This is a genomic window from Candidatus Eremiobacterota bacterium (assembly GCA_031082125.1).
Lineage (GTDB): Bacteria > Vulcanimicrobiota > CADAWZ01 > CADAWZ01 > Ess09-12 > Ess09-12.
In genome coordinates, this window is sequence record JAVHLM010000062.1 from 1 (window position 1) to 11,598 (window position 11,598).

9 protein-coding genes are annotated in these 11,598 nt (G+C 56.6%); 5 read left to right on the top strand and 4 right to left on the bottom strand.

What is annotated here, in order from left to right; genetic code table 11:
* The first annotated feature begins 123 nt into the window (after positions 1-123).
* On the top strand, positions 124-1,851 hold the full coding sequence (locus RDV48_31265; GenBank protein MDQ7827315.1) for a C69 family dipeptidase: 1,728 nt from the start codon (positions 124-126) through the stop codon (positions 1,849-1,851).
* Positions 1,852-1,952: 101 nt separating this feature from the next.
* On the opposite strand, the gene RDV48_31270 is transcribed toward RDV48_31265, so the two are convergent.
* The 3 genes from RDV48_31270 to RDV48_31280 all read right to left on the bottom strand — a co-directional run bounded on the left by RDV48_31270 (position 1,953) and on the right by RDV48_31280 (position 4,390).
* Positions 1,953-2,678 (bottom strand): hypothetical protein, encoded by a 726-nt coding sequence (locus RDV48_31270; protein MDQ7827316.1) that lies wholly within the window; start codon positions 2,676-2,678, stop codon positions 1,953-1,955.
* 256 nt (positions 2,679-2,934) lie between these two features.
* Positions 2,935-3,756 carry a cyclase family protein gene (locus RDV48_31275; protein MDQ7827317.1) on the bottom strand — a complete coding sequence of 274 codons (822 nt, stop codon included), beginning with the start codon at positions 3,754-3,756 and terminating at the stop codon, positions 2,935-2,937.
* Between the two features lie 82 nt (positions 3,757-3,838).
* The gene (locus RDV48_31280) at positions 3,839-4,390 is read right to left on the bottom strand and encodes an HdeD family acid-resistance protein (GenBank protein MDQ7827318.1); all 552 of its coding nucleotides are present in this window, start codon (positions 4,388-4,390) and stop codon (positions 3,839-3,841) included.
* Between the two features lie 112 nt (positions 4,391-4,502).
* Here RDV48_31280 and RDV48_31285 point away from each other — a divergent pair, with 112 nt between their 5' ends.
* Positions 4,503-5,762 (top strand): HAMP domain-containing sensor histidine kinase, encoded by a 1,260-nt coding sequence (locus tag RDV48_31285; GenBank protein MDQ7827319.1) that lies wholly within the window; start codon positions 4,503-4,505, stop codon positions 5,760-5,762.
* A gap of 3 nt (positions 5,763-5,765) precedes the next feature.
* On the opposite strand, the gene RDV48_31290 is transcribed toward RDV48_31285, so the two are convergent.
* Positions 5,766-7,121 (bottom strand): PQQ-binding-like beta-propeller repeat protein, encoded by a 1,356-nt coding sequence (locus tag RDV48_31290; protein ID MDQ7827320.1) that lies wholly within the window; start codon positions 7,119-7,121, stop codon positions 5,766-5,768.
* Positions 7,122-7,306: 185 nt separating this feature from the next.
* On the opposite strand from RDV48_31290, the gene RDV48_31295 reads away from it, so the two are divergent.
* From RDV48_31295 to RDV48_31305, 3 genes are all read left to right on the top strand, one after another.
* On the top strand, positions 7,307-8,944 hold the full coding sequence (locus RDV48_31295; protein MDQ7827321.1) for a hypothetical protein: 1,638 nt from the start codon (positions 7,307-7,309) through the stop codon (positions 8,942-8,944).
* Position 8,945: 1 nt separating this feature from the next.
* On the top strand, positions 8,946-9,965 hold the full coding sequence (locus tag RDV48_31300; GenBank protein MDQ7827322.1) for a serine hydrolase domain-containing protein: 1,020 nt from the start codon (positions 8,946-8,948) through the stop codon (positions 9,963-9,965).
* A 358-nt stretch (positions 9,966-10,323) separates the two neighbouring features.
* The coding region (locus RDV48_31305; protein MDQ7827323.1) for a hypothetical protein at positions 10,324-11,598 on the top strand (1,275 nt) is incomplete at its 3' end.

Genomic DNA, 11,598 nt, shown 5'->3' on the forward strand with positions numbered 1-11,598 from the left:
GTTGTGTCCACAATCTCCCACAGGCATTTTCATTGCGAGTTATGCAGGGCTCTCGGATATGATTACTTGACAAGCTGCGGCCGGACGGTTATACTGCTTGCACACCACCAGGAGAAAACTGCCATGAAAAAACTCGCCCTGTTCCTTGCCGCGGCCTTCATCGCCGTAATGCTGCAGATATCACAGGCCCGGGCCTGCACAAGCTTTCTCGTGACCAGGGGGGCTTCGGCTGACGGGTCCACGATGATCACCTACACTGCCGACTCCCATACCCTCTACGGCGATCTCCGCTATTACCCTGCCGCTGAGTACGGCGAGAGCCAGAAGCTTGATATTTATGAATGGGATACCGGCAAGTTTACAGGGACGATTCCCCAGGCTGCCCGCACTTATGCCGTCATAGGTTATATGAACGAATACCAGGTAGCCATCTCAGAGACGACTTTCACGGGGCGCACCGAGCTGAAGGACCCCAAGGGCGTCATTGACTACGGCAACCTCATCACCCTGGCCCTGCAGCGCTCAAAAAGCGCCCGCGAGGCGATCCAGACCATGGGGGCGCTCGTGGAGCGCTACGGCTACTGCAGCACAGGCGAGACCTTCTCCATCTCCGACAAGAACGAGGTCTGGATGATGGATCTCATCGGCAAGGGTCCCGGCGGGAAAGGCGCCGTGTGGGTTGCATTGAAAATCCCTGATGGCTGTGTGTCGGCCCATGCAAACCAGTCCCGCATAGGGAAATTCCCGCAGAATGACAGTGCAAACTGCCTCTATGCGAAGGACGTGATAAGCTTTGCCAGGAAGAAGGGCTTCTTCAAGGGAAACGACGAGGCTTTCAGTTTTGCCGATGCATACCATCCAACGAGCTTTTCAGGGCTCAGGGCCTGCGAGGCAAGGGTGTGGCAATTCTTCAGGCGCACAGCGCCTTCAGTAAATATCCCCATCGAGAGGGTCAAAGGCCTGGGGGGGAAAAAGCCCGAGCCGCTTCCCCTCTGGGTGAAGCCCGACAAAAAGCTCTCGGCCCGCGAGGTGATGGAGTGCATGCGCGATCATTTCGAAGGCACCGAGTTTGATCTCTCAAAAGGCGTCGGCGCCGGCCCCTACCACCTCCCCTACCGCTGGAGGCCTCTCACGTGGAAAGTCAACAAGCAGGAATATTTCAATGAAAGGTCCACCTCAACGCAGCAGACTGCCTTCTCCTTTGTCTCCCAGTCCCGTTCCTCGCTTCCCGACTGCATCGGCGGCCTTCTGTGGTTCGGCGTCGATGATACCGCGAGCACCGTATATGTTCCCCTTTACGCGGGGATAAGGGAAGTGCCGAAGCCCTTCGCCCGGGGAACCGGATCGTTCACAGAGTTCAGCTGGGACTCGGCATTCTGGGTCTTCAACTTCGTGTCCAACTTCGCATACTCACGCTACTGCGATATGATAAAAGATATAGGAAAAGCGCAGAGCGAGCTTGAAGCGGTGTATCTTGCAAGGCAGGCACCGGTGGAAGAGGCGGCCCTGGCCTTGTATAAGCAGTCGCCAGAGCTCGCATCGGGCTACCTCACTGATTACTCGGCCAAGATGGCTGACCTCTGTCTCTCCAGGTGGAAAAAGCTGCTCACCGAGCTCTTGATAAAATACCTGGACGGGAACATGAAAGACGAGAGGGGAAAAGTGACCCACCCCGGCTACCCCAAGGACTGGTACGAACGGATAATCAAGGACAGCGGCGACTATTACCGGAACTTGAAGATCGAGGGGGAGATACCCGAGGAGGAGGAGCATCCGCAGGAGCCTGTGAAACAGGTAAAGCCCGTGGAACCTGTGAAACCTGTGAAGCCGGCAAAACCTATGAGGCGCTGAGAATCTGAAGGGGAAAGAAGAAGAGAGCAGCAGGCTTCTGCGCTTTCTTTGCCATGCTGCTCCCTTACTGTGCAATCCTTACCTTGTATCTCTACCGATTTTTATCCCCTGCCATACTGGCCGCAGCCATAAAAGGGAGGGAACCATGGGAAGTTGTTCCACATCTGCGTGTAGTTGCTCCGGGGGTCCACATACCCTATGCTGCTGTTGCCGAACCATGGCGAGGGCACATTGTAAGGGCTGTTAAGCTCTCCCGAGTCGGCCTTGCCGTCCCTGTCGCTGTCAATCCATACCTTGGCGTTGGCCCTTTCAAGCTCGTTGGTGTCAAGCCTGCCGTCGCCGTTTTTGTCAAACTTTTTCCCCTGGCGGCGCAGCTGCTCGGCTTGCATGCGCTCCATCCTCGACACTCTGCCGTCTCCGTTCAGATCGTCATTGCCGCCCATCGCCTTGAGCATATTGTTGCTCCGCTCAATCTCCCGCTCATCGAGCTTGCCATCCTTGTTGAAATCGAAAGCCAGGACGCCGTCTCTGCCCTTTGTGTAGCGGCCGTCACCATCAAGGTCAATCCCGTAGCCCTTGACGTCGTGGCGCCACCAGCAGGAGCCATGCTGGCCCACTGACGAGTCGGGGAGATTCCCGTGGTAGGTGGGGAAAGACTGCCACATGTTCCAGTAAGGGGGCATCCAGGGTGTGTTCCAGGGGCACTGGGGCTGCTGGGTTCCTGGATAGCCGCCTCCGGGGAAGGGATAACCGCCGGGGAAAGGGTAACCGCCGCCGTTTACATCAGGTATCGAAGGATATCCGGGGAAGGGCATCTGAGCTATCATTTGTTTACACCTCCATTTGTTTTGTTAACATTTTTTATGCTAACATCTTAATTGTATTATATCTCCCCCGTATTGCCACAATATGACGGCGATGTTGCCGGATTGTTAAAATTTTGTTGCCTCTTTGTGAACATTGTTGCTTTTTGGTAAACAATGTTACTGAAATGTAAAACGGGAGCCCGTCATGGTGCTCCCGCCATGAAAAAGAGGAGCGGACACCTGCCGCTCCTCTTTCAATGGTCCAGATCAGAAACTCTTAGTCAGCCGGGGCGTCAAAAGCCACTATCCTGCACTGCGCCGACTCAAACTCCATTCCCTTCAGCGGGAAGCAGCCTATCCAGCAGCGTTTGTTCCCTATCTTGTCAATCTCGCCGCCCAGGTTCTCGGCATGGACTATCTTCTTGGGGAAAAGCTTCAGGTGCATCACCTGGTAATACTCATCCTGGGGGAAATACTGATCCCACAGCTTTCCTGTCCTCTTCTTGAGCTTCTTCTCGGCCTCTTCAAAAAGCTTGGGATGCCACTGCCTGATGATAGTGTTCATCGGGTGGTCTGCGCTGCCGCACTCCACGCCGATCCACCTGATCTTCATGTCGATGGCCCATTTGTGGAACGAGGCGTCGGGCCCGGGGTGCTTGACGAAATACCGCACCTCGTCGCACTGCTTCTCGTACCAGGCATAGCGGTGATAGCCCGTGTTGATGATAAGAATGTCGCCCTTCTTGACCTCGACGCGCTTCTGTATCATCTCGGGAGAGTAAAGGTCGTAGTCGCCCACCTCGTCGGAGATGTCCACGACGACGCCGGGGCCTACCCACTCCTGGAGCGGCACCTCCCCTATGGAGCGCCCTGCTCCGTAAAAATGAATCTCCCCGTCCATGTGGGTTCCCACGTGGTGGCTCATGGTGATGATCTGCCCGTTGGCCCCCTGGCCCATGTGAGCTCCCGCAATCCTCTTGAAATACTGCACGCTGAGGGGCACGTAACTGGGCCATGGCGGCGTATGGACAGAGAGGGGCTGCGTAAGGTCATACATTTTTACCTTTCCCATGAACTTGAGAAAATCCTGGGTATTCATCCGATCCTCCTTATACTATTATATAGAGAAATGTATCTCTTTGATCCCCATAGGATAATTCAATAAGCCTCTCCTTTCACCTTCAGGCGGCGCACTTGAGAGTATAGGACAGGTAGATGAGCACGGCGCCGAAGATTACGGCGTATGCCCCGATGAACCATGAGATCATCACCGCAAAAGCCGCAGGGGAAGCCACGACAATACACCCGAAGAGCACCGAGAGAATACCTCCCGCCAGAAGGCCCCATTTCCCCGGGAATCCCCCGGGAAGGGAAAATGACGCCACTATTTCAAAAACACCGGTGATGAAGGCCCAGGCGGCCACGATGATGCTCACCGCAACAAGAGCCGAAACGGGGCTGAAGAGGGCAATGCCTCCCACAATGAGCCCCACGAGACCTTCAATGAGAAATGCCCACCACCGCGGCCATTCACGGTGCATGAAAGCAGATACCACAGTGAAAAGGCCATCTACAAGCACATAAGCCCCGAAGAAAAGAATGATCGTGGCCACCGTGATCCCGGGCCAGGCAAAAGCCAGTATGCCGAAGATAAGGGCCGCAATACCACGGATCCCCATAGCCCACCAGCACTTTGCAGGCAGTACGCCCGCGTTGTTCTGAGAATCTGTCATGAAAATCACCTCCTGAGATATAGATTATAAGGAGCAGGTAAAAACCCTCCCCGGCAGAGCCTTCGAAGAGGCTGGCAATAGAGGATAATGGCCTTCCAGGAAGAATTCTGATATGAAACCTGGAGAATTTCCTGCCGGGACCGCCGGCACAGGAAAGCAGGCAGACCGTGAAGGGTGGAACAAAGTGATTTTCCTTGACAGAAAGAACGCGCGAAGGCCTTATGACCTGATACTGCTCTATGCGTCAGAGGCGATCTATGCGAGGGGAAAGGTCCACCTGGGAATCAGGGTCTTGTCGATTATGCTCCTCGTGGCCTTTTCAGCCATTGCGGTCTATTTCACGGGAGGCACTTACCTCCCCTATCTGCACATATTCTATGTGCCCATAATCCTGGCAAATTTTCTGCTGGGAGCCCTTGGAGGCCTTGTCACGGCCGTAATCTCAGGGATCACCGTGGGCCTTCTCCCCCTCAACGTGGCGCAGCACCAGATGCAGGAGCCCCTCATGGCCCTCTTCAGGATCCTCTTTTTCATTCTCGTGAGCCTGATGGCAGGCATCACCTCTTCTCTCACCAACCGTTACATCGACTACCTCCAGGTGAAGATTGATGAAAAGACCGAGGAGCTCCAGAAAAATTACCAGGAGCTCAAGAAGCTCCAGGAGACCAAGGCATTTCTGACCAACACGATTGTCCATGACATGAAGTCATACCTGGCATCAATTCTTGTCTCCTGTGGCACCCTCAGGAAATACTACTGCAAGGATCTTGACAACCAGGGCACCGAGCTTGTCACTGCCTGCGAGGCCTCGGGGAACAGGATGCTCAACCTCATCTCCAATATCCTGGATGTCTATGCCGGCGAAGAAAGGGGACTCCGCCTCACGATAATCTCCTGGGACCCCGTCAAGGACCTCCACAAAATGGCCGATCTGTTCAGGGTGCAGGCCTCTTCAAACAATGTTTCCATCGAGGTGAAGATGCCCGACGATCTCCCTGCCCTTTTTGCCGACAGGGAGCTCATATGCCGCACCATTGAAAACCTTCTTTACAACGCGATAAAGCATACTCCCCAGGGCGGGAGCATCGAGCTTGAAGCGGCGAGAAAAGGGAGCCTCCTCGAGTTCCGCGTGAAAAATACGGGAAGCGTGATACCGGAAGAGCTGAGGGAGAAGATATTCGACAGGTTCTTCACGGCAGAGAAGGGAGAGTCCGGAAAGAGCGGCACGGGCCTCGGGCTTGCCCTCTGCCGCATCGCCGTCGAGGCCCATCACGGCAAAATCTGGGTGGAATCCAGGGGCGGCGAGAATACTGAAACCACGTTCATCTTCACCATCCCCCTCTCGAGGGAGATGAAAAATGAAGGGAAATGAGCCCTAGGACTTCTGCTTGAGCTTCACGCCGCCTATGACAACGAACCCGGGGCCTTCAATCACCTTGTCCTCTTCGGTGATATCGTAATCCTTCTTGAACTCCTCGTGGGAAGTGGTTTCAAAGGTGCGGTAATTGACGCCGGTGACTTTTCCCGAGTCAGCACCCTGGAGCAGGATGAGGGAGTTCTTTTCGTCAAGGCCCCATGAGGTGATCCTGCTCCTGGAGTGGGAGCGGTACTGGAGGTTCCCGTTCATGGGGTCAATGCCGTAGATATTGTTCCTGTCGCTGATAAGGAGCCTCCCCTTGCTGTCGAAACGCGCCTGCCCGTCTACGGTTGAGCTTTCGGCCTTGTAGGTCCAGAGCACCTTGCCGGTATTCCTGTCATAAGCCCTTATGTGATTGTCCCTGCTCCCCGTGATGACCGTGCCCCTGTTGTCTATGGCCTTGATTCGCTCGTCATCCTTGGTCGAGACTGCCCAGATGGAGGCGCCGTCCTTGGGATCAATCACCCGGAACTGCATATGGCCCTGGATAGCGAGGACCCCGTCATTTCCCGCGATAACCCCGGCCTCGCCAAGGGGGATCTTCCACTTTTCCCTTCCTGTGGCGGGATCAAGGGCTCTCAGCTCATCTCTTGCCGCCGTTATATAAACATTGTCGTTATGGACTGCTATGCAGCCGCCGTTCGTGCAGGGATGAAACCACTGGCTGCTCCCTTTACCGCTCACGGCGTGGACGCCTCTGCTGTTGACGGCAAAGACAGTACCGTCATCTTGTGCGCCGTCTATTCGCATGTCATTGGTATTCATCTTGAAGGACCATTTCTTTTTCCCGTCGGAGCTGAGGGCGCAGAGCTCATCATCACGCTGGCAGAGGATGGTCCCGTCAGGGGAGACAAAGGGGTGAGTCCCCGTCGTGGTGGTATGATAGCTCCACTGCCTGTGGCCGTCGGCAGGATCAAAGGCCATGAGGTAGCCGTCATCGGTCGTCACAAGGGCCGCGCCCTCCCTGGTGACTTTCGGGGGCATGGAGGATACCCCGCTTGGACATCCTTTCTCCCACTGGAGCTTTCCGTTCGTGGTATCTACCTTTATTATCTTGTTATGGGTGGTGGCATAAAGGGAGCCCTCGTTTCCCATGACAAAGCCCTTGCAATGATCCCCCGGGGGCATTTTAAAGGTCCACTCTTCCCCGGCGTTTTCAAAAACCTCCTGGAACTTCTGCGGGGAATAGATTCCACTGCCTGACGGCGTGCTTTTGCTGAAAGAATCAACAGGAGTCGCCGTGGCGCCTGAGAAGTGATAACCGCCGGGAGGCTGTGACACCGAGATATTCGGCATTGACGGATTTATTTCCATGCTCTCACCTTCATACCAAGGGTAGTTAGTGTTTATTATACGCCATTCGCCAGGATATGTAAAGTGTTTTGTCAGGAGTTAACCTTTTGGCAACAATGAACAGACAATCGCCATGGACTCCAGGAAATTTCCTCTTTTTAAAGAAAGAGTACCTGGGCTCTACTCCTCATACACCCGGAGGTGCCTTGAAAGTCTCAGAAGCCACGCCGTCACTTGATGAGTTCCTCAGGAGGATTATCACGCTCGAAGAAGGGATGACAAGATCCCCCGTGCCTCACCACCTTGTGGAAAAGGTGTCCCATTCCTGTGATTTCAGGGCCATCCCCCGCCTCGTCCCCACTGCCCTCTCCCGGAACAGGCACGTAGCAGCGGCAGCGGCCGCAATAATCGCCTCCCTCCTTGAGAGCGCCCCTCCATCGGCCTACCACTGGCTTGACGAGACAGTGAGAAGGATTGATATCGACTGGAAGCATCACGTGAAGCCTGCCCTTCTCTGGGGCCCCTCGAGAGTGTTCAGGACAGCCCATGACCTTGGCGAGATGGGCTGGGTCATCGCGGCTCTCGGTACCTTTGACAGGAGCGGCTATATCCGCGAGGCTGCCCTCAAGGAGCTTGCCTGCATGTGGGGGGGCAGGCAGCTTCCCTTTCTCATCCTGCGGCTCAATGACTGGGTCCCGGAGATCAGGGAGCTCGCGGCAGGCATTCTTGAGAAGCGTCTTGACGGTGATTATGCGGTCCATTGGGTAGCCTGCCTCCCCCTGGTCCTCTCCCTCAGGGAGTGCAGACGCGACAATCATTCATCTTTCGTGGAAGGCGTGATTTCCCTGGTCACAGGCCCTGAACACGTGAGGCTCCTGCTGGAGGCCCTGTCCTCGGCGAGCAGAGAGACCAGGAGATTTGCCTACCATGTGGCTCTCCAGCACCTCCCCGACAGTATGGTGACGCTTATAGGGAGAGCACTCAGGGAAAAGGATGTCATTATCAAGAAATCGGCGGCTCTCATCGCCAGGCATCATGCCAGTGAAGAGCCCTTTCGGAGGCTCCTCGGGACGATGGTAAGAGACCGGTCGGCCCTGGTGCGCCGCGAAGCCCTTCTCGCCTTCAGGGAAACAGGCGATCCGGGGCTCCAGGGGCATGCGGAAAAAGCCCTCTTTGATAATGATTCTGCAATGCGGCGTATTGCAAGAGAGATAGTGTCAGGCATGGGAGGGGAGCCTGATATTGCAGGCTTTTACAGGGAGGCACTCGGCACCGTTGTCACGCCCCGCCTTACGGTGGCGCTGCTGGGCCTGGGCGAAACAGGGAAAGAGAGTGACGCAACTATTGCGCTCCCTTATGCCCGCGGTAACCAGGCACCGGTAAGAAAAGCGGCCCTCACTGCCCTGGGAAGCCTTGCCCCCTCAGCCCATTTCGAGTTGTTCCTGGGAGCGCTCTCCGATGAGAATCCCGGGGTATCGGCCGCTGCGAGAAAAATCCTGGCCAGGCTCCCCGGAAGGCTTGAGGGAGACCTGCTTTGCGGAATGTTCACCCGCAGCGAAGCACCCCATGTAAAGTGGAACATCCTCCTCCTCTTCCGGGCTATGCCCAAGTGGGAGAGCCTCCCCTCCCTGCTGCTGATTTATGCCCGTTCCGAAGGAGAGCTTGAGAAGAAGAGCCTCGCCCTGCTGAAGAGATGGCTCACCCGCTTCAACAGAAACCAGGCAAAGCCCCTCCCCTCCCAGGCCGAAAAGGGACGCCTTGCGCTCAAAGAGGCCCAGCGAAAACTTGAGAAGCCCCTGGCGCGCGAGCTGGAATTCCTGCTCTCCGGCTGGGAGGCCCGCTGAGATGCTTCACCGCGATGGAGAGGCCGGGCTCAAGGATATGCTGAGATCCCTGGAGAGCGATAAGGCTCCCGGCGGCATCCTTGCCGTGATTGAGAAAGGCGCCATCGTCTTTCAGGGAGCCTTCGGGATGGCCGATCTCTCGAGAGGGGTGAAGAATACCGTCACGACAGTCCTTGGAGCAGCTTCCCTTGCCAAGCAGTTCACTGCCGCATCGATTGCCCTTCTCGCGGAAGAAGGCTTCCTCAGGCTGGATCAGGATATCCGGCACTACCTGCCCGAGCTCCCTGATTATGGCTTCGCCGTCACCATAGGTCATCTTGTGGACCACACGGGGGGCCTGAAGGATTACAGGGGTCTCCTTGAAGATACCAGGGAGAGCTACGGCACCAGGGAAGCCCTGGAGGCCATTGCATCCTTCAGGGAGCTTGATTTCCCGCCGGGAGAGAGGTTCCAGTACTGCAACTCCGGCTATGTGCTCCTTGCTGAAATTGTCCACCGTGCCGCAGGAATCACCCTTGACCGCTTTGTGAAAACAAGGATCTTCCTGCCCCTGGGAATGAGGAAAAGCAGCCTGGGTGCCCCCGGAGCCTTTTTGAAGTGCGCCACTGGCTATGCCCTCTCAGGTATTTCTCACTTCGAGGCGCAGCGCGAAAAGGAGCGAACCCTGGGGCCCGGCGGCCTCTTCACCACCTTGGGCGACCTTGCGAAATGGGATTCCTTCTGGTGCGGAAAATCACCGCTCCCCTGCTGCGCCGACGGCGGCGAGAGGCTGAGGAGGCTTATTCTTACAAGAGGAAGGCTCAACAACGGCGAGGTGCTCACCTATGCCTTCGGCCTCGCCGTATGGTCATACCGGGGGACCATGGCGGTGAGCCACGAAGGCGGCGCAGGGGGCTTCAGGGCCGACATGGTAAGGTTCCCTGACCTGGGATTCACCGTGGCCTGCCTGTGCAATAACGACGGTATCAATCCGGTGGAGATCACGAGGAAGGCTGCCGACGTGATGCTCAGGTCAGTATGAAAACTTCTCTCTATCGGACCCCAGAGCACCGACTCTGCAGATGCTCTCCAGGAATGGAGCCCAGCTGCAGAGGCTCCACAGGACATGCGCTCTACTGCGGACACTTCGAATGCTGCCTCATAAATCTTTTTTCCCACAAAACCTTTCCGCCCGGCGGCAGGCAGGATCTGAAGCTCATGGGAAGGGGCCTGACCCTTCGCTGGATGGCGCCTTATGGCCTTCAGGGTCATTTTTGACCTCTTTACCCCTTTCGCTCCCCCTGGAGGGCATCCTGCGATGACCTTTTATCGTTGCATTGATAAGGTTTTTAAAGGGTGCCTTATTTGATATTTTATCATGATTATTATATAATATAACTATGGATACATATGAGACCCACTCAATCTCCGATATGTTCCTCCCCGATGAAGAAGAGCTTCTTCACCTCGGTGACTCTCTTTTTTCTCAGGACTGCGAGGACATGCTCCTCCTCCCCGAGCCTTACGAGATCCCCCCGGGTCCCTCCACCTGCAGGCCCGGGCACCTGGTCAAGATCACAAGAGGTGGCCTCATCCCCGAAGCGGAAAAACTCTCGGAGGAAATCTCCTTCGGCTCAATCGACAGGGATGAGCGGGCATCCCGGATCGATTTCACCCTCTGTGAAGCAGTCAGAGGCCGCCTGGCGCTTGACCTTATACTTGGCGGTCTTCTTGTCACTCTGAAAACGAAAGGGGTTGATCAGTTAGGATACCGCTCCATGGGGACCTTCGCCACGGAGCATCTCTCGTTCTCGGGGCGCACCGCGTCGGAGCTGATGCACAATTTCCGGCTCCTCAAGGTGCTCCCCCTCACCCGGGAGGCTTATCTTGAGGGAAAAATCGCGAAGAGCGCCCTGAGATCTCTCTCGAGGGTCATCACGCCTGAGAACGAGTCCTGGTGGCTCGCCGTTGCCCGGGAGCGCTCCCTGTGCGGCCTTGAGGGGGAAGTGAAGAAGGCCCTCGCGGAAGGGAAAGCCGATGAGGCCCCCGGCTCCAAGGAAAGCCCGTGTGCTGAAGTCAGGCCTGCGGATTCCCCGGGCGGCGGGAAGTGCGATGAGCCCCATGGCGATGAGTCCGAGGGCACGATGATGTACTTCAGCGTGTCGCCCTCACTTGCCCTCACCTGGGACTTCGCCCTCTCGCTCTTCAGGGACAAAGAGCACTATGACGGGCCCATGCCGGGCTTCGTCGAGGCGCTCCTTGCGAATTTCCTGGCCTCAGGGGAAGCCGCTCCCGGGCTTCCGGCCCTTGATGCCGAAGGGAGCCGCCCCATATTCTCCCGGGTGCCTCTCCTCCGGAGGTGGATGGGAAACCGTCGCATCAGCGATCCCGAAGAGATCACCGGGGAGAACGGCGAGGGAGAGGCCGCTGAATCTCCGTGGTCATCACCCTGGAGCATCTTCTTCCCGTCGTGGCTTGAAGAGGCCCGGCCGGAAAGAGACGCCGGGGCCTCCGCGAGGGCAATTGCAGGCCGCCTCATCAGGGCCGCCTCGATCCGCCAGAGGCTCGACGTGGCTACGGGGATGCTTCTGCGGGCGATGGATGAGAGGCAGCTCCAGCGCCTTCTCGGCTATGAGTTCATCGAGGACTACGCAGGGGAGCGCTGCGGCTTCTCG

Excerpts from the sequence above, each read along its gene's own strand:
- RDV48_31265 (MDQ7827315.1), top strand. The coding sequence starts at position 124 with ATGAAAAAACTCGCCCTGTTCCTTGCCGCGGCCTTCATCGCCGTAATG.
- RDV48_31270 (MDQ7827316.1), bottom strand. The coding sequence starts at position 2,678 with ATGATAGCTCAGATGCCCTTCCCCGGATATCCTTCGATACCTGATGTA.
- RDV48_31275 (MDQ7827317.1), bottom strand. The coding sequence starts at position 3,756 with ATGAATACCCAGGATTTTCTCAAGTTCATGGGAAAGGTAAAAATGTAT.
- RDV48_31280 (MDQ7827318.1), bottom strand. The coding sequence starts at position 4,390 with ATGACAGATTCTCAGAACAACGCGGGCGTACTGCCTGCAAAGTGCTGG.
- RDV48_31285 (MDQ7827319.1), top strand. The coding sequence starts at position 4,503 with ATGAAACCTGGAGAATTTCCTGCCGGGACCGCCGGCACAGGAAAGCAG.
- RDV48_31290 (MDQ7827320.1), bottom strand. The coding sequence starts at position 7,121 with ATGGAAATAAATCCGTCAATGCCGAATATCTCGGTGTCACAGCCTCCC.
- RDV48_31300 (MDQ7827322.1), top strand. The coding sequence starts at position 8,946 with ATGCTTCACCGCGATGGAGAGGCCGGGCTCAAGGATATGCTGAGATCC.